Source organism: Pseudomonas sp. DR208, from assembly GCF_019823005.1.
GTDB lineage: Bacteria > Pseudomonadota > Gammaproteobacteria > Pseudomonadales > Pseudomonadaceae > Aquipseudomonas > Aquipseudomonas extremorientalis.
Genome location: NZ_CP081944.1, coordinates 802369 through 820776 on the forward strand (window position 1 = coordinate 802369; position 18408 = coordinate 820776).

At 61.7% G+C, this 18408-nt stretch carries 16 protein-coding genes; 14 read left to right on the forward strand and 2 right to left on the reverse strand.

Going from position 1 to position 18408, the window contains the following annotated elements:
• Positions 1–346 precede the first annotated feature (346 nt).
• Positions 347–1378, reverse strand: coding sequence for a small ribosomal subunit biogenesis GTPase RsgA (rsgA, locus tag K5K89_RS03480; protein WP_071491684.1), 1032 nt, complete (start codon positions 1376–1378; stop codon positions 347–349).
• Positions 1379–1486: 108 nt separating this feature from the next.
• On the opposite strand from rsgA, the gene orn reads away from it, so the two are divergent.
• Positions 1487–2029 (forward strand): oligoribonuclease, encoded by a 543-nt coding sequence (gene orn, locus K5K89_RS03485; protein WP_010213620.1) that lies wholly within the window; start codon positions 1487–1489, stop codon positions 2027–2029.
• Between the two features lie 179 nt (positions 2030–2208).
• Positions 2209–2823 (forward strand): trimeric intracellular cation channel family protein, encoded by a 615-nt coding sequence (locus K5K89_RS03490; protein WP_058423469.1) that lies wholly within the window; start codon positions 2209–2211, stop codon positions 2821–2823.
• On the opposite strand, the gene queG is transcribed toward K5K89_RS03490, so the two are convergent.
• Positions 2820–3884 carry a tRNA epoxyqueuosine(34) reductase QueG gene (gene queG, locus K5K89_RS03495; RefSeq protein ID WP_071491682.1) on the reverse strand — a complete coding sequence of 355 codons (1065 nt, stop codon included), beginning with the start codon at positions 3882–3884 and terminating at the stop codon, positions 2820–2822. The two genes, K5K89_RS03490 and queG, sit on opposite strands and share 4 nt — an antisense overlap.
• A 63-nt stretch (positions 3885–3947) precedes the next feature.
• On the opposite strand from queG, the gene K5K89_RS03500 reads away from it, so the two are divergent.
• The 12 genes from K5K89_RS03500 to K5K89_RS03555 all read left to right on the forward strand — a co-directional run bounded on the left by K5K89_RS03500 (position 3948) and on the right by K5K89_RS03555 (position 18296).
• On the forward strand, positions 3948–4808 hold the full coding sequence (locus K5K89_RS03500) for an NAD(P)H-hydrate dehydratase (RefSeq protein WP_071491681.1): 861 nt from the start codon (positions 3948–3950) through the stop codon (positions 4806–4808).
• Positions 4796–5266, forward strand: a complete 471-nt coding sequence (gene tsaE, locus K5K89_RS03505) for a tRNA (adenosine(37)-N6)-threonylcarbamoyltransferase complex ATPase subunit type 1 TsaE (protein WP_071491680.1) — start codon at positions 4796–4798, stop codon at positions 5264–5266. The genes K5K89_RS03500 and tsaE overlap by 13 nt, the downstream gene beginning before the upstream one ends.
• Before the next feature lie 15 nt (positions 5267–5281).
• Positions 5282–6703, forward strand: coding sequence for an N-acetylmuramoyl-L-alanine amidase (locus tag K5K89_RS03510; protein ID WP_025857370.1), 1422 nt, complete (start codon positions 5282–5284; stop codon positions 6701–6703).
• Positions 6703–8619: a DNA mismatch repair endonuclease MutL gene (gene mutL, locus K5K89_RS03515; protein ID WP_071491679.1), complete on the forward strand. Its 1917-nt coding sequence runs from the start codon at positions 6703–6705 to the stop codon at positions 8617–8619. Before K5K89_RS03510 ends, mutL begins: the two co-directional genes overlap by 1 nt.
• A complete protein-coding gene (miaA, locus tag K5K89_RS03520; protein ID WP_071491678.1) occupies positions 8619–9590 on the forward strand; it encodes a tRNA (adenosine(37)-N6)-dimethylallyltransferase MiaA in 972 nt (323 codons plus the stop codon). The genes mutL and miaA overlap by 1 nt, the downstream gene beginning before the upstream one ends.
• Before the next feature lie 94 nt (positions 9591–9684).
• On the forward strand, positions 9685–9945 hold the full coding sequence (gene hfq, locus K5K89_RS03525; protein ID WP_058423463.1) for an RNA chaperone Hfq: 261 nt from the start codon (positions 9685–9687) through the stop codon (positions 9943–9945).
• Positions 9946–9957: 12 nt separating this feature from the next.
• Positions 9958–11259, forward strand: coding sequence for a ribosome rescue GTPase HflX (gene hflX, locus K5K89_RS03530; protein WP_222540865.1), 1302 nt, complete (start codon positions 9958–9960; stop codon positions 11257–11259).
• Between the two features lie 96 nt (positions 11260–11355).
• Positions 11356–12531, forward strand: coding sequence for an FtsH protease activity modulator HflK (hflK, locus tag K5K89_RS03535; protein ID WP_028615515.1), 1176 nt, complete (start codon positions 11356–11358; stop codon positions 12529–12531).
• Entirely contained in the window at positions 12531–13397 is an 867-nt protein-coding gene (gene hflC / locus K5K89_RS03540) for a protease modulator HflC (protein ID WP_025857365.1), read from the forward strand. The genes hflK and hflC overlap by 1 nt, the downstream gene beginning before the upstream one ends.
• Positions 13398–13690: 293 nt before the next feature.
• Positions 13691–14878, forward strand: coding sequence for an ATP phosphoribosyltransferase regulatory subunit (locus K5K89_RS03545; RefSeq protein WP_016972601.1), 1188 nt, complete (start codon positions 13691–13693; stop codon positions 14876–14878).
• Positions 14879–14932: 54 nt separating this feature from the next.
• Entirely contained in the window at positions 14933–16222 is a 1290-nt protein-coding gene (locus tag K5K89_RS03550; protein WP_071491676.1) for an adenylosuccinate synthase, read from the forward strand.
• Between the two features lie 139 nt (positions 16223–16361).
• On the forward strand, positions 16362–18296 hold the full coding sequence (locus K5K89_RS03555) for a methyl-accepting chemotaxis protein (protein WP_071491675.1): 1935 nt from the start codon (positions 16362–16364) through the stop codon (positions 18294–18296).
• The last annotated feature ends 112 nt before the right edge of the window (positions 18297–18408 follow it).

The following is an 18408-nucleotide window of genomic DNA, read 5'->3' on the forward strand; positions in this document are numbered from 1 at the left end:
TTTTCTTTTGCAGTCATAGCGGGAGGTAGGCTTTGACGCCTTTGATCACGCCTCGCATGTCATCGGTGCGCAGGCGCGGTACGAAGTACTCCCGCCCTGTGGCTCGCGTCTTTCTATGGAGCTTGCTTCGCCCCTTCTGCGCCGCTGGATCAGCCCCGAAGAGGATCCAGACTCCTGCCAGCTTGCGCTGGTGACGGAGCAATTATGCGCATCAGGAATTCCGAATTCAGGCTGGCTCGTGTCGGTGGGCCGCCCAGTTGTCCTGAATTCTTGATGCCAGACCCCGTTAAATCAATGGACGAGGCAATGCTGTGCCGTGCTTTATGTGTATCAAGGCAGGGCGGTTTTAGTAACTGCTCTCCGGCAAGCTCGCAATAATCGATCGATAGCTGTTCATCCGCTGCTGCTGCACGCGCCCATCCTCAAGCGCCTTGAGCAACGCACAGCCCGGTTCGCGGTCGTGTTTGCAGTCGCGGAAGCGGCAGGTGCCGATCAGGTCGTTGAACTCGATGAAGCCCGCTTCCACATCACTGCGGCTGACGTGGCCGAGGCCGAATTCGCGGATGCCGGGGGAGTCGATCAGTTCGCCGCCGCCGGGGAAGTGGAATAACCGCGCGGTGGTGGTGGTGTGGGTGCCCTGGCCGGACAGTTCCGACAGCGGACCTACGCGGGTGTCGACTTCCGGCAGCAGGCTGTTGACCAGCGAGGACTTACCCACGCCGGACTGGCCCACAAACACGCTGATGCGCCCGTCCAGCTGCTGTTGCAGCTGTTCCATGCCATTACCGTGATGCGCCGAAACCTCCAGCACCGGGTAACCCAGGGTGCGATAGACCGCCAGCAGGGCGTTGAGTGCCGGGGCATTCTGTTCGTCGATCAGGTCGAATTTGTTCAGCAGCAACAGCGGGCGGATGCCGGCGTGTTCGGCCGCCACCAGGTAGCGGTCGATCAGGTTGGCATGGGGCTCGGGCAGCGGCGCGAACACGATCACGATCATGTCGACGTTGGCCGCGACCGGCTTGAGCTGGCCGCGGCTATCGGGGCGGCGCAGTTCGGTGGTGCGCGGCAGTTGGGCGACGATTACGCCGATACCCTGGTTGCCAGCACGCCACACAACCCGGTCACCAGTGACCAGCGCCGGCAGGTTGGCGCGCAAGTGGCAGCGGAACACCTGGCCGGCGAGTTCGCCTTCGAGCGCCTCGACTTCGACCTGCACGCCGAAGTGCGCGATCACCAGGCCTGTTTGTTCAGGGCCGAGGTCGCCGCCCTCGAGCGCTTCCACGGCGGAGGATTCACGTTTGGCGGCGCGCGCGGCGCGTTCGCCCTGAATCTTTTCGATGCGCCAGTTTTGGCGACGGTTGAGCTGGCGTTTGGCCATTGGTGTTCCGTGTCGATAATGCAAAGGTTGGGTAAAACGGTCGCGAGTCTAGCACGGCCCCGCCTGCTAAACTGCGCAGCTACGCCAAGGTGCCAAGAGAATCAACCCATGCAAAACCCACAGAACCTGATTTGGATCGATCTGGAAATGACCGGTCTGAACCCCGACACCGACGTCATCATCGAGATGGCGACCATTGTCACCGACAGCAACCTCAACACCTTGGCCGAAGGTCCGGTGATCGCCATCCACCACAGCGATGCCGTACTCGCCACCATGGACGAGTGGAACACCCGCACCCATGGTAATTCCGGCCTGACCCAGCGCGTGCGTGACAGCCGCATCAGCATGGCCGAAGCCGAAGCCGAAACCATCGCCTTCCTGGAAAAATGGGTGCCCAAGGGCAAGTCGCCGATCTGCGGCAACAGCATCTGCCAGGATCGCCGCTTCCTTTATACGCATATGAAAGCGCTGGAAAGCTACTTCCACTACCGCAACCTGGATGTGTCCACGCTTAAAGAGCTGGCGGCGCGCTGGGCGCCGGAAGTGAAGGACAGCTTCCACAAAGGCAGCACGCACCTGGCGCTGGATGATATTCGCGAGTCGATTGCCGAGTTGCAGCATTACCGCAAGCATTTCATCAAGGCTTGAATTCCTTCAAGGGTGAGCCGGTTTTTTGTGGCGAGCGGGCTAGCCCCGCGTTGGGCTGCGAAGCAGCCCTAATACTGCCAACACACCTCTCCAAACAGATATCATTGCCGGCTTTGGGGCTGCTGCGCAGCCCAACGCGGGGCTAGCCCGCTCGCCACAGTTTTGCAAGGATCGCCCTCATGCTGCTGATGCTCTACCTCATCGCCATCACTGCCGAAGCCATGACCGGTGCGCTGTCGGCTGGGCGGCGTGGCATGGACTGGTTTGGCGTCGTGCTGATCGCCTGCGTGACGGCACTGGGTGGTGGTTCGGTGCGCGATGTGTTGCTGGGGCATTACCCGCTGACTTGGGTCAAGCACCCGGAATACCTGGTGCTGACCTCCGTCGCCGCGCTGGTGACGATCTTTATCGCCCCGCTGATGCGCCGCCTGCGTTCGTTGTTCCTGGCATTGGACGCCCTGGGCCTGGTGGCCTTCACCCTGATCGGTTGCATGACCGCCCTGGAGATGGGCCACGGCATGCTGGTGGCCTCGGTCAGCGGCGTGATCACCGGCGTTTTCGGTGGCATCCTGCGGGATATCTTCTGCAACGATATCCCGCTGATCTTCCGCCGTGAGCTGTACGCCAGCGTGTCGTTCCTGGCCGCCTGGTTCTACATGCTGTGCCTGTATCTGGAACTGCCCAGTGAGCAGTCGATCCTGCTGACGCTGTTCAGCGGCTTTCTACTGCGCTTGCTGGCGATCCGTTTCCATTGGGAAATGCCCAAGTTCGTCTACAACGACGACGTGCATTAGCGGTTGGCGTGCTGGTTCAGCGCCCATTCCACATGTTCGCGCACCAGTTCGGAGGGATATTCGCGCCGCGCCTTCAAGGCTTCCAGCACCGGAATGCTCGACGGTGCGTTGCCCAGGCCTACCGCCAGGTTGCGCAACCAACGCTCATAGCCGGCGCGACGCAGGGGTGAACCTTCGGTGCTGCTGAGGAATTTATCCTCATCCCACATAAACAACTCGGCCAGTTCGGCGTTATCCAGGTTGTGGCGTGGCTTGAAGTCGACTTCGGCCGTGGCGCGGGCGAAACGATTCCACGGGCAAACGATCTGACAGTCATCACAACCGAACACGCGGTTGCCGATCAACGGGCGCAGGTCTTCGGGGATTGCGGTCTTGAGCTCGATGGTCAGGTAGGAAATGCAGCGACGGGCGTCCAGCACGTAGGGGCCGACAAAGGCATTGGTGGGGCAGATGTCCAGGCAGGCGGTGCAGCGCCCGCAATGTTCAGTGCTATGAGGTGCGTCGATCGGCAGCGGCAGGTCGACAAACAGCTCGCTGAGGAAGAAGTAGCTGCCGGCCTTGCGATTGAGCACCAGGGTGTTCTTGCCGATCCAGCCCAGCCCGGCTTTTTCGGCGATGGCTTTTTCCAGCACGGGTGCGCTGTCGACGAAGGCACGGAAGCCGAAGGGGCCGATTTGCGCCTGGATACGGTCGGCCAGTTGCTGCACGCGCTTGCGGATCAGCTTGTGGTAGTCGCGGCCCAGGGCGTAGCGCGAGATATAGGCTTTTTCCGGCTTGGCCAGCAGTTGCGCCATCTGTGTGTCGCCGGGCAGGTAATCCATGCGCAGCGACACCACGCGCAAGGTGCCGGGCACCAGCTCATCCGGATGGGAGCGTTTGCTGCCATGGGCGCCCATGTAGTCCATCTCGCCGTGGTAACCCGCGTCGAGCCAGCGTTGCAGGTGCTGTTCATGCTCGGCCAGGTCCAGGCCGCTGATGCCGACTTGCTGAAAGCCCAGCTCGCGGCCCCAGTCTTTGATCGATTGGGCGAGGGCAGGCAGATCGGTGGTGATGGCAGGCATGAGACAAGGGAAACCGCAGGTTAGATAGGTATAATTCTGCCAGACATCGGAGCTTGAAGACGCATGCCGCAGACAAAACACGCAATAACCGACGTACAACCGCTGCTGCACGGCCATTTGCCGCAACTCGCTGCGCGTTCCCCGGACGCCCATAAAGGCCGGTTCGGCCATTTGCTGGTCATCGGTGGTGACCGCGGCTTTGGCGGCGCAGCGCTGCTGAGTGCCGAAAGCGCCTTGCGCAGCGGCGCGGGCATGGTGTCCCTGGCGACGCGCCTGGAGCATGTGCCCGCGGCCCTGGCGCGACTGCCGGAAGTCATGACCGTCGGCGTCGCCTCGGCCAACCAACTGATGGGCCTGCTGGAAAAGATCTCGGTCATTGTGATCGGGCCTGGGCTCGGTGACGCGTCTTGGGGCAAAAGCCTGCTTTCGGTCGCCGCCAACGCCAGCCAGCCGCAGGTGTGGGACGCCGACGCCTTGAATCAACTCGCCACCGGCAGCGTCAGCTTGCCGGCCAACTGCGTGATCACACCGCATCCCGGGGAGGCGGCGCGGTTGTTGGGTCTGTCGACAGCCGAGGTTCAGGCCGATCGCCTTAAGGTGGCGCGCGCGTTGAGCCAGAAATTCAACGCAGTGGCTATTCTCAAGGGCGCAGGCAGTTTGATTGCCAGCCCGGACGGGCGTGTTTCACGCTGTGACCAAGGCCACCCGGCGATGGCCACGGCAGGGCTGGGTGACGTGTTGGCCGGCCTGGTGGGTGCACTGCTGGCCCAGGGCATGCCAGCCTATGAGGCAAGCTGCCTGGCCGTGTGGTTGCACGCAACGGCGGGAGATCGCCAGGGCACGTTCGGTCGCGGGTTGGCCGCCAGTGACTTGATCCCTGCCATTCGTCAATTGCTGGAGGAGCAGTCACCGTGTCTGAAGTAATTCTTTTCCTGGTCGATGAAGAGGCCATGGTTGCCTTCGGCCAGCGCATCGCCCAGGTCACGGCGGGAGCGGGACTGATCTTTCTGGAAGGCGACCTGGGGGCGGGCAAGACCACGCTGTCCCGGGGGATCATTCGCGGGTTGGGCCACACGGGGGCGGTAAAAAGCCCGACGTTCACCCTGGTAGAGCCCTACGAAATCGGCGACGTGCGAGCGTTCCATTTCGACCTCTATCGCCTGGTCGATCCCGAAGAACTGGAATACATGGGTATCCGGGATTACTTCGACGAAGATGCGCTGTGCCTGATCGAGTGGCCAGATAAAGGCACAGGCTTTTTGCCAAAGCCTGACCTGACCATTACCATTACGCCGCATGAGCATGGACGTCAGTTGAAGTTGTTGCCCCAAAGCGTGCGCGGCCAGTCGTGGTGCGCGGCTTTGGCATTGGAATTCAAATAATTGGTGGGGTTAGGTATGCGCTTTCGCGCGTTGGTTGCTGTCGTGGGGGTGTTGCTTGCGGCAATGACTGTCAATGCTCTGGCTGCTTCACAGGTGAAGAGTGTTCGCCTGTGGCGAGCGCCGGATAACACGCGACTGGTGTTCGACCTGTCTGGCCCGGTCCAGCACAGCGTCTTTACCCTGACGGCGCCTGATCGTCTGGTGATCGACATCAACGGGGCGACCCTGGCCGCGCCGTTGAAAGTCTCCACCGCCAACACCCCGATTACCGCCATGCGCTCGGCCCAGCGTACGCCGACCGATTTGCGCGTGGTCATCGACCTGAAAAAGGTCGTGACCCCGAAAAGCTTCTCCCTGGCGCCCAACGCCCAGTACGGCAACCGGCTGGTGGTCGATCTGTTCGACAACGCCGCCGATGCCGCGCCGCCGCCTGCGCCGACCCCGAGCGTAGCAACGGTGCCGGCGGTGCCGGTGAACCCGTCGCAACCGCAGGTCAAGCTGCCACCGCCGCCACCGGCCCCGGCCGGCAAGCGTGACATTATCGTGGTGATTGACGCCGGTCACGGGGGGGAAGACCCGGGTGCTTCCGGCTCACGCGGCCAGCATGAGAAAGACGTGGTACTCGCCATCGCCCGCGAACTGCAGCGCCAGGTCAATGGCATGAAGGGCTACCGCGCCGAGCTGACGCGTACCGGCGACTACTTCATTCCGCTGCGCGGCCGTACCGAAATCGCCCGCAAGAAAGGCGCCGATCTGTTTGTGTCGATCCACGCCGACGCCGCGCCTTCGGCCGCCGCGTTTGGCGCCTCGGTGTTTGCCCTGTCGGATCGAGGTGCTACGTCCGAGACCGCCCGTTGGCTGGCCGACAGTGAAAACCGTTCCGACCTGATCGGCGGCGCCGGCAACGTGTCCCTCGATGACAAGGACAAAATGCTCGCCGGCGTGCTGCTGGACCTGTCGATGACCGCTTCGCTGACGTCCAGCTTGAACGTGGGCCAGAAGGTCCTGAGCAACATCGGCCGGGTCACCTCGCTGCACAAGCAGCGTGTGGAACAGGCCGGGTTCATGGTGCTGAAATCGCCGGATATCCCCTCGATCCTGGTGGAAACCGGGTTTATCTCCAACTCCAACGAAGCCTCGAAGCTGGCAAGCGCCAGTCACCAGCAGGCACTGGCGCGTTCGATCAGTGCAGGTATCCGCCAGTTCTTCCAGCAGAACCCGCCGCCGGGCACCTACATCGCCTGGCTGCGTGACTCGGGGAAAATCGCCCAGGGCCCGCGTGACCATCGCGTGCAGCCGGGCGACACCCTGGCCATGCTGGCGGTGCGTTTCCAGGTATCGGCCGCTACCTTGCGCAGCGCGAACAACCTGAAAACCGATGAACTGAAGGTCGGCCAGGTGCTGACCATCCCTGGCACTGAATTGGCGGCGCAGTAATGAGTGAATCACTCCTGAACAGCGGGTCGCGCATTGAACTGCTGAGCCCGCGCCTCGCCAACCAGATTGCGGCAGGCGAGGTGGTCGAGCGCCCCGCATCGGTGATCAAGGAGCTGCTGGAAAACAGCATCGACTCCGGCGCCAAGCGCATCGACGTCGATGTGGAGCAGGGCGGCGTCAAGCTGTTGCGCGTGCGCGACGATGGCAGCGGCATTTCCGCCGATGACCTGCCGCTGGCTCTGGCGCGTCACGCCACCAGCAAGATTCGCGACCTGGAAGACCTTGAGCGGGTGATGAGCCTGGGCTTTCGCGGCGAGGCCCTGGCGTCCATCAGCTCTGTGGCGCGCCTGACCCTGACGTCCCGCACCCGCAGCGCCGAGCAGGCCTGGCAAGTGGAAACCGAAGGCCGCGACATGGCGCCTCGGGTCCAGCCGGCGGCGCACCCTGTCGGGACGTCGGTGGAAGTGCGCGACCTGTTCTTCAACACCCCGGCGCGACGCAAATTTCTCAAGGCCGAGAAAACCGAATTCGATCACCTGCAGGAAGTCATCAAGCGCTTGGCCCTGGCCCGCTTCGACGTGGCCTTCCACCTGCGCCACAACGGCAAGACCATCCTTAGCCTGCATGAAGCCAACGATGACGCTGCGCGAGCGCGCCGGGTGTCGGCTATTTGCGGCGCGGGCTTCCTGGAGCAGGCGCTGCCGATTGAAATCGAGCGCAATGGCTTGCGGTTGTGGGGCTGGGTCGGGTTGCCGACGTTCTCCCGCAGCCAGGCGGACTTGCAGTATTTCTTCGTGAACGGCCGCGCGGTGCGCGACAAGCTGGTGGCCCATGCGGTGCGCCAGGCGTATCGCGACGTGCTGTTCAACGGGCGTCACCCGACGTTTGTGCTGTTCTTTGAGGTCGACCCGTCGGTGGTGGATGTCAACGTGCACCCCACCAAGCACGAAGTGCGCTTCCGTGATGGACGCATGGTGCATGACTTCCTCTATGGCACCTTGCACCGCACCCTGGGGGATGTGCGCCCGGATGATCAGTTGTCCGCACCGATTGTGACGGCAGTGGTCCGGCCGAGTGGCCCGCAAGCCGGTGAGTTCGGCCCTCAAGGCGAAATGAGCCTGGCGGCAAACCTGCTGCAATCGCCACAGCCGCAACCTTCGTATACCGCGCCGAATGCTGGCTCCGGCTCGGGTTATCAGTACCAATACACCCCGCGCCCGCAATCGGCGGTGCCGGTGGCCGAAGCCCAGGCTGCGTATCGCGAGTTTTTTGCACCGCTGCCGGGGGCTGAGCCGGGGGCGCCGGTTGCCTTGCCGGAAGGCGGTGGTGATATTCCGCCGCTGGGTTACGCCTTGGCGCAGCTCAAGGGCATTTACATCCTGGCGGAGAACGCCCACGGCCTGGTGCTTGTGGACATGCATGCCGCCCACGAGCGGATCATGTACGAACGCCTCAAGATTGCCATGGCCAGCGAAGGCCTCAGTGGGCAGCCGCTGCTGGTGCCGGAATCCCTGGCAGTCAGCCAGCGTGAGGCCGACTGCGCCGAAGAGCACCACAGCGTGTTCCAGAAACTGGGCTTTGAATTGCAACGCCTTGGCCCGGAAACCCTGGCCATCCGCCAGATTCCCGCGCTGCTCAAGCAGGCCGAGGCTAACCGGCTGGTGGCTGACGTGCTGGCTGACCTGATGGAGTACGGCACCAGTGACCGCATCCAGGCGCACATCAACGAGCTGCTCGGCACCATGGCCTGCCACGGCGCCATCCGCGCCAACCGCCGCCTGGCTCTGCCGGAAATGAACGGCTTGCTGCGCGACATGGAAAACACCGAGCGCAGCGGGCAATGCAACCATGGCCGACCGACCTGGACCCAGATGGGCCTGGACGATCTGGACAAACTATTCCTGCGCGGCCGTTGATGAGCGCCTTGCCCCCCGCGATCTTCCTGATGGGCCCCACGGCCGCCGGCAAGACCGACCTGGCCATCGAGCTGACCAAGGTGTTGCCGTGCGAGCTGATCAGTGTCGACTCTGCCCTGGTTTACCGGGACATGGACATCGGCACCGCCAAGCCTTCGAAAGAGCTTCTGGCCCAGTATCCGCACCGGTTGATCGACATCATCGACCCGTCCGAGAGCTATTCGGCTGCAGATTTTCGCACCGATGCACTCGCCGCCATGGCCGACATCACCGCTCGGGGCAATATTCCGCTGCTGGTGGGGGGGACGATGCTCTACTACAAGGCTTTGCAGGAAGGTCTGGCGGATATGCCCCCGGCCGACGCCCAGGTGCGCGCCGAGCTCGAAGAAGAAGCGGCACGCCTTGGCTGGCAAGCCCTGCACGACCAGTTGGCGGCAGTCGACCCGGTCTCCGCCGCACGCATTCACCCCAATGATCCCCAGCGCCTCACCCGCGCCCTGGAAGTCTGGCGTGTGAGCGGGCAGACCATGACTGAACACCGGCGCAAACAAAGTGCGCAAAGTGCTGACGCAGGCGCTTCGGGACAGTCACAATTGCCCTATACTGTGGCGAATCTGGCCATCGCTCCGGCAAATCGCCAGGTGCTGCATGAACGAATTGCACAAAGATTCACAATTATGTTGGAACAGGGGTTTGTGGACGAGGTCGTAGCTCTGCGTTCCAGAGGTGACCTGCATCCAGGGTTACCTTCGATACGTGCCGTAGGCTACCGCCAAGTCTGGGATCATCTGGATGGCAAGCTGACGTCAGCCGAAATGCAGGAGCGCGGCATCATTGCCACGCGCCAATTGGCGAAACGCCAGTTCACCTGGTTGCGCAGCTGGAGCGATTTGCACTGGCTGGACAGCCTGGACAGCGACAATCTGTCACGCGCCTTGAAATACTTGGGAACGGTCTCCATATTGAGCTGAGTCCTTGCAATTGCCGTCTATCCTTGGGGGTGTGACGGCCATAAGCTATCTATTTTCCGATTTTTTATTATTGATCCTTAAAGGAGTGCGGCACATGTCAAAAGGGCATTCGCTACAAGACCCTTACTTGAATACTTTACGTAAAGAGAAAGTGGGGGTTTCCATTTATCTGGTCAACGGTATCAAGCTGCAAGGTACGATCGAGTCGTTCGACCAGTTCGTGATCCTGCTGAAAAACACCGTCAGCCAGATGGTCTACAAGCACGCTATCTCGACAGTCGTTCCAGTTCGTCCAATCCGTCTGCCTAGCGCAGCGGGTGATGAACAGGGTGATGTTGAGGCAGGTAACGCCTGATAGGAGTCTCCTTTGTTCTTTGAGCGCCACGGTGGTGGTGAGCGAGTGATCCTCGTTCACTTGGATGGACAGGACCCTGAGGCGCGCGAAGATCCGCAGGAGTTTCAGGAGTTGGCAAATTCGGCCGGCGCCGAGACCGTTGCGTTTTTTAACGTGCCGCGTCATCGGCCAACCGCCAAATTCCTGATTGGCAGCGGCAAGGTCGAGGAACTGCGCGACCTGGTCCACGCCGAAGAAGCCGATCTGGTGATCTTCAACCACATCCTCACGCCCAGTCAGGAACGTAACCTCGAACGTGTCTTCGAGTGTCGCGTGATCGACCGTACCGGTCTGATTCTCGATATTTTCGCCCAGCGCGCCCGTACCCATGAAGGCAAGCTCCAGGTCGAACTGGCCCAGCTTGACCACATGAGCACCCGGCTGGTCCGCGGCTGGACTCACCTCGAGCGCCAGGGTGGCGGTATCGGTATGCGCGGTCCGGGTGAAACCCAGCTCGAAACCGACCGACGCCTGCTGCGGGTTCGCCTGCGCCAGATCAAGGGCCGCCTCGAGAAGGTGCGCAGCCAGCGCGAGCAATCGCGGCGTGGCCGTTCCCGTGCGGATATCCCGACCGTGTCCCTGGTGGGTTATACCAACGCCGGCAAATCCACACTGTTCAACAACGTGACGAAGTCGGACGTGTATGCGGCCGACCAACTGTTCGCCACCCTCGACCCGACCCTGCGCCGTCTGGATCTTGACGACCTGGGGCCGGTTGTCCTGGCCGATACCGTGGGTTTCATTCGTCACTTGCCGCACAAGCTGGTCGAGGCATTTCGGTCTACGCTCGAAGAGTCGAGCAATTCCGACTTGCTGTTGCACGTGATCGATGCGGCGGAACCGGATCGCATGTTGCAGATTGAACAGGTGATGCTGGTGCTGGGCGAGATTGGCGCCCAGGACTTGCCGATCCTCGAGGTCTATAACAAACTCGATTTGCTTGAGGGCGTTGAGCCACAAATCCAGCGCGATGAGAACGGCAAGCCCCAGCGGGTCTGGCTGTCGGCGCGTGATGGCAGCGGTCTTGAGTTGCTTGAACAAGCCATTGCCGAGTTGCTCGGCAGCGATTTGTTCGTTGGCACCTTGCGCTTGCCCCAGCGTTTTGCTCGACTGCGTGCACAGTTTTTCGAGTTGGGCGCGGTACAGAAAGAAGAACACGACGAAGAGGGTGTCAGCTTGCTGGCCGTTCGATTGCCGCGCTCGGAGCTGAATCGGCTGGTCAGCCGTGAAGGCGTGGTACCGACAGAGTTCATCGAACAACACACTTTGCAATAAAAGCCTCCTAAAGCGGTTGTGCCGCAGTGGCAGGCATTCTGTAGCATTGGTCGGCGCGCCGTGGGTGCGTCTTTGCTTTATCAGATGGAGAGCGCTATGGCTTGGAATGAGCCGGGTGGCAACTCGAATAATCAGGATCCCTGGGGTGGTAAACGCCGCAATAATGGCGACCGCAAGGGGCCACCAGATCTCGACGAGGCCTTCCGAAAGCTGCAGGAAAGCCTGAATGGGTTGTTCGGTGGTGGGAAAAAACGTGGTGGTGACGACGGCGGTCGCACAAGCAAGGGCGGTGGCTATGGCCTGCTGGGCCTGGGTCTTGTCGTGCTGGCGGCCGTTTGGCTGTACAGCGCCGTTTACGTGGTGGACGAGCAGGAGCAGGCCGTGGTGCTGCGCTTCGGCAAGTACTACGAAACCGTCGGACCGGGCCTGAACATCTATTTCCCGCCGATCGACAAGAAGTACATGGAGAACGTCACGCGTGAGCGTGCCTACACCAAGCAGGGCCAGATGCTGACCGAAGACGAGAACATCGTCGAAGTGCCGCTGACCGTGCAGTACAAGATCAGCAACCTGCAGGACTTCGTGCTGAACGTTGACCAGCCGGAAATCAGCTTGCAACACGCCACCGAAAGTGCCCTGCGCCACGTCGTGGGTTCGACCGCGATGGACCAGGTGCTGACCGAAGGTCGTGAATTGATGGCCAGCGAGATCAAGGAGCGCCTGCAACGGTTCCTCGACACCTACCGCACCGGTATCACCGTCACCCAGGTGAACGTACAGAGCGCAGCCGCACCGCGTGAAGTACAGGAAGCCTTCGACGACGTGATCCGCGCCCGTGAAGACGAGCAGCGTTCGCGCAACCAGGCTGAAACCTACGCCAACGGCGTCGTGCCGGAAGCCCGTGGTCAGGCCCAGCGCATCCTCGAGGATGCCAACGGTTACCGCGACGAAGTGGTCTCCCGCGCCAAGGGTGAGGCGGATCGCTTTACCAAGCTGGTTGCCGAGTACCGCAAGGCGCCGGAAGTCACGCGTGAGCGTCTGTACCTGGACACCATGCAGGAAGTCTTCAGCAACACCAGCAAGGTTCTCGTGACCGGCAGCAAGGGTGGGCAGAACAACCTGCTGTACCTGCCGCTGGACAAGATGATCGAAGGTGGTCGTAGCAGCACCAGCGCACCGTCCACCGGTTCCAATGCCGCTGCCAACGAAGCGAGCGCCCGTGCGGCCGCCGACTTGCTGCAACAGCAAACACGTACCAGGGAGAGTCGTTGATGAGCAATAAATCGCTGACCGCCCTGATTGTGGGCGTCGTCGTGGTCATCGCTGCCTGGAACTGCTTCTACATCGTGGCTCAGACCGAGCGTGCGGTGCTGCTGCAATTCGGTCGCGTGGTCCAGGCGGATGTCCAGCCGGGCCTGCATGTGAAAGTCCCCTACGTCAACCAGGTACGCAAGTTCGACGCCCGCCTGATGACCCTGGATGCACCGACACAGCGCTTCCTGACCCTGGAAAAGAAAGCCGTGATGGTTGACGCCTACGCCAAGTGGCGCGTCAAGGATGCCGAGCGCTTCTACACCGCGACCTCCGGCCTCAAGCAGATTGCCGACGAGCGTTTGTCGCGTCGTCTGGAATCGGGCCTGCGTGACCAGTTTGGTAAGCGCACCCTGCACGAGGTGGTATCCGGTGAGCGTGACGCGCTGATGGCTGACATCACCCGTTCGCTGAACACCATGGCGGAAAAAGAGCTGGGCATCGAAGTGGTCGATGTCCGGGTCAAGGCTATCGACCTGCCGAAGGAAGTGAACCGCAGCGTGTTCGAGCGCATGAGCACCGAGCGTGAACGTGAAGCCCGTGAGCACCGCGCCAAGGGTAACGAGTTGGCCGAGGGTATCCGTGCGGATGCCGACCGTCAGCGTCGTGTACTGCTGGCTGAAGCCTATCGCGAGTCTGAAGAGGCCCGTGGTGATGGCGACGCTCAAGCCGCGGCGATCTACGCCAAGGCCTACGGTCAGGACCAGGAGTTCTACGCGTTCTACCGTAGCCTGCGTGCTTACCGTGAAAGCTTCGCGAACAAAACCGACGTCATGGTGCTGGACCCAAGTAGCGATTTCTTCCGCTACCTGGAAAAAGCCAAGTAATCAGCTCGTCACTGTGTAGGAAGCACTCCGTCGGGCGGCTAAAACGCCAGGCGGGGTGATCCTTTCAGAAAACGGGTGTATGATGCGGCAGCCGGGAAATTCCCGGCTTTTTTGCGTCTGCATGTTTGATTCGGCAGGCGTGACAGGTTTTTCGAGGAAAGTGCCCGACGAGGCCGATTGCAGGCCGTTCGTCACGTCGCTCTTGCGCGTGGTTTATGCAGGGGGCGGGTGTTTTCTGCTTCACTCAAGGCTCGGCCGAGGGCTGGCCGCCCGGATCAAAGGGGAATGGCGTAATGGCAACGGTAGACCGCTGGCTGCTGCCAGATGGCATCGAAGAAGTACTGCCACCAGAAGCTGCGCGCATTGAAGTAGCGCGCCGCCAGGTGTTGGATCTGTTCCAGAGCTGGGGTTACGAGTTTGTCGTGACCCCCCATATCGAGTACCTGGAATCCCTGCTGACCGGCGCGGGCCAGGACCTGGATCTGCGCACCTTCAAGGTCATCGACCCGCAGTCGGGCCGTCAGATGGGCTTCCGTGCCGATATCACGCCGCAAGTGGCGCGCATCGATGCGCACACCCTGCGCCGAGAAGGCCCGAGCCGCCTGTGTTACGCCGGTAGCGTGCTGCATGCTCAGCCACGTGCGTTGTCGTCGTCCCGCAGCCCGATCCAGTTGGGCGCCGAGTTGTACGGGGATGCCAGCCCAAGCAGCGACGTTGAAGTGATCAGCTTGATGCTGGCCATGCTGCAATTGGCCGACGTACCGGATGTCCACATGGACCTGGGTCACGTAGGTATCTACCGTGGCCTGGCCCGTGCGGCCGGTTTGTCTGGTGAAGTTGAACAACAGCTGTTCGATGCCCTGCAACGCAAGGCCATCGATGAAGTGATCGCCCTCACGGCTGGCGTGCCTGCCGATCTGGCCGACATGCTGCGCGCACTGGTGAATCTGTGTGGCGGCCGTGAAGTGCTGGTGGCAGCCCGTGAGCGCCTGGCCAATGCGCCGGCGCCGGTACTGGCGGCACTGGATGACGTGCTGGCAATTGCCGAGCAGCTATCGGCGCGTTTCCCGGAGCTGCCGCTGTACTTTGATCTGGGTGAGTTGCGCGGTTACCACTACCACACCGGTGTGGTGTTCGCCGTATTTGTACCGGGTGTTGGCCAGGCCATCGCCCAAGGCGGTCGTTATGACGATATCGGCGCTGACTTCGGTCGTGCGCGTCCGGCCACTGGTTTTTCCACTGATTTGAAAACCCTGGTGACCCTGGGGCGTGCTGAGGTCGAGCTGCCGTCTGGTGGCATCTGGATGCCCGACAGTACGGACGCAGCACTCTGGCAGCAGGTTTGCCAGTTGCGCAGTGAGGGTCAGCGTGTTGTCCAGGCCTTGCCTGGTCAGCCATTGGCCGCCGCCCGTGAAGCGGACTGCGACCGGCAATTGATTCTGCAGAACGGGCTTTGGCAAGTATCGCCACTGGCTTCTTGAGTTTTCCTGCCGGCCATCGCCGGCACCAAGTTTGCGCGAATGAGGACAAGTGTTATGGGTAAGAATGTCGTAGTCCTGGGCACCCAATGGGGTGATGAGGGCAAAGGCAAGATCGTTGATCTGCTGACCGAACATGCTGCCGCCGTAGTGCGCTACCAAGGTGGCCACAACGCTGGCCACACCCTGGTCATCGATGGCGAAAAAACTGTCTTGCACCTGATCCCGTCGGGCGTATTGCGCGAAGGCGTGCAGTGCCTGATCGGCAACGGTGTAGTAGTTGCACCGGATGCCCTGCTGCGTGAGATCACCAAGCTGGAAGAAAAAGGCGTACCGGTGCGCGAGCGCCTGCGTATCAGCCCGTCCTGCCCGCTGATCCTGTCCTTCCACGTTGCGCTGGACCAGGCCCGTGAAAAAGCCCGTGGCGAGCTGAAGATCGGCACCACCGGTCGCGGCATCGGCCCGGCCTACGAAGACAAGGTCGCACGTCGTGGCCTGCGTGTGGGCGACCTGCTCAACATGCCACGCTTCGAAGACAAGCTGCGTGAACTGGTGGATTACCACAACTTCATGCTGGTGGGTTACTACAAAGAGCCGGCCATCGAGTTCGAAAAGACCCTGGCCGAGTGCAAGGAATACGCTGAGCTGCTCAAGCCGCTGATGCTGGACGTGACCGCCGAGCTGCACGACCTGCGTCGCGCCGGCAAGGACATCATGTTCGAAGGCGCCCAAGGCTCCCTGCTGGACATCGACCACGGCACCTACCCGTACGTGACCAGCTCCAACACCACCGCAGGTGGCGTGGCGACGGGTTCCGGCGTTGGCCCGATGTTCCTGGACTACATTCTGGGCATCACCAAGGCCTACACCACCCGTGTCGGTTCGGGTCCGTTCCCGACTGAGCTGTTCGACGAAGTCGGCGCGCACCTGGCCAAGCAAGGTCACGAGTTTGGTGCGACCACCGGCCGTGCCCGTCGTTGCGGCTGGTTTGACGCCGTTATCCTGCGTCGCGCTATCGACGTGAACAGCATTTCGGGCATCTGCCTGACCAAGCTGGATGTGCTCGACGGCCTGGAAACCATCAATATCTGCACTGGTTATAAAGATGCGGAAGGTAAAGATGTCGCCCCGACTGACGCTGACAGCTACGTAGGTCTGCAGCCTGTGTACGAAGAAGTGCCGGGCTGGACCGAATCGACCGTGGGCGCCAAGACCCTGGAAGAGCTGCCGGCGAATGCCCGTGCGTACATCAAGCGTGTTGAAGCGCTGATTGGCGCGCCGATCGACATTATTTCGACGGGGCCGGACCGCAACGAAACCATCGTTCTGCGTCATCCGTTCGCTTAATAAGCTGTTGATGTAAATAGCAAAGGGTTCCTTCGGGAGCCCTTTGTCGTTTCTGTCGCCCGAGCGGCACGACCCTTGCTTTGGTTCTTTCTTTCGCGGTGCTATCAAATTAATGGCACCCGTGATGGAGGGATTCCCGATGTCTGCCGTTCTCTCATTGTTACAAAGCCGTCTGTTGCGGCCGGTGTTCGTTACCCTAGGTATCGCTCTTTTGGTGCAAGTACTGGTGGCGGTCGCCCTGACGCGAAGCACGGTCACAGCACTGGAGGCTGATCTGGGCAATCGCCTGGGTGTCGACAGCCAGAAGCTGTCCGGCGAATTGGCCCAGGCTGGCAAGGAAGTCACGTCCAGTCTCGATAGCTTGTCGACAAGCACTCGCCAACGTCTGACCGCTGGGCTCTCGGCTCGCCTGCAGGAAGAGCAGAAGCAACTGCGTGCGACCCTGGAAAAAGACCTGAAAGACTCCGCCAATGACATGGCACAGCTGCTCGCCTCAGTGGCGCCCCGCGCCATGTGGGACAGTGACGTGCCGACGTTGTCGGAGTTCGCCCGACGCGCCCAGCGCAATCCCAACGTGCTGTTTGTGGTGTATGACGACGCGGCAGGTGAGCACCTGACTCGCTACCTGAACCGTGAAAACCCGATCAACCAGGCGTTGTTGGAAAAGGGCAAGGGTGATCGTGCCCTGGATAAAGTGCTGGATGCGGCCAAGGATGATCCTTCTGTGTTCTACGTGGAAGCGTCCATCAGCCCGAATGGTGTAGAGATCGGCAAGGTGCGCATGGGGGTTTCGACAGCTGCGGTTGAAGCTGACTTGCAAGCGCTCGACAAGCGTTTCGCGGCGCTGATCGCCAGTGGTGATCAACTGGTCGGCGACAGCCTCAAGGGCGCAGCGGCTGACAGTGCTGCGGCCATGGGCGCCCGTCTGCAATCTGCGCAAGCCACAGCCACCCAAATGACGGCCAACACCACCAGTGCCGTCCAGGACGCTGCCGGCACCCTGCGCTGGCGCATTGGCATGGGGCTCGCGCTGGTCGGTCTTGGCGTATTGCTGCTGATCGCTGTTGTGCTGGGTCGTCGCGTGGTCAACCGCTTGAAGCTGTTGATCGCGGCCATGGATGATCTGGCCGCGGGCGAGGGCGACCTCACCAAGCGCGTACAAATCAGCAGCAAGGACGAAATCGGCGACATGGCCTCGGCGGTCAATCGCTTTGTGGATAAGTTGCAGCCCATCGTGCGTGAGGCGGGGGATGTAGCCCAGCGAACGGGTGTGGAAATCGGCGCCATGACCTTGCGCAACGCCGGTGCCGATGCGGCCGCGGGCTTGCAGCGTGATGAAGTGGCTGAAAGTCTGCGTGCGCTGTCGCAGATGGCAGATGAAGCTCAGGCTGAAAGCCACGCCATGCAGGCGGCGTTGCAACAGGTGGTGGATATTCGTCAGGCCACGGACGAGAACTCGCGCACCTCGGCTGAAGTCGGCAGTTTGATCGAGGCGCTGGCGGGGCAGGTGCAGGCCGGTTCCACGGTTATCGAGCGCCTCGCCCAGCAAAGCGAGCAGATCGAGGTGGTGCTGACCGTCATTCACGGTATTGCCGAGCAAACCAACCTGCTGGCCCTCAACGCGGCGATCGAAGCGGCGCGTGCCGGTGAGACCGGGCGCGGTTTTGCGGTGGTGGCGGATGAGGTGCGCGCTCTGGCGAGCAAGACCCAAAGCTCCACCGGCGATATCCAGGCGCATATCGTGGCGTTGCAGCAAGGCGCGCGGGAGGCGGTGGAAACCATCGGCAAGGCTGGACGTCAGGCGAATGAGGGCTTGCTGGTGCTGCGTGACAGCGTGCGCTTGCAGCAGACAGTACAGGCCTCGGTGGAGCAGGTGCATGCCGCGATTGGTTTGGCCACGCGCGCGGCTGAGCACCAGGCCCAGGGCGCCCATGCGGTGCGCGGCCGGGTCGAGGTGATCCATGCCCAGGCCGAGCGTGCCGCTCAGGCGGTGGTGGAGACCACCGCCAGTGGCAAGGTGCTGGATGGGTTGGCGGCGCAGTTGAAGGCGAGCCTTGGGCAGTTCAGGGCCTAGGTGGATAGCCAGATGGACGGGCAGGCTAATTAGTCTTGAATTTGGCTACATACTCATTCAAATGTTCTCCAGGGAAGCATATTGGCGCTGGGGGGCATCGTCTCAGTATTAT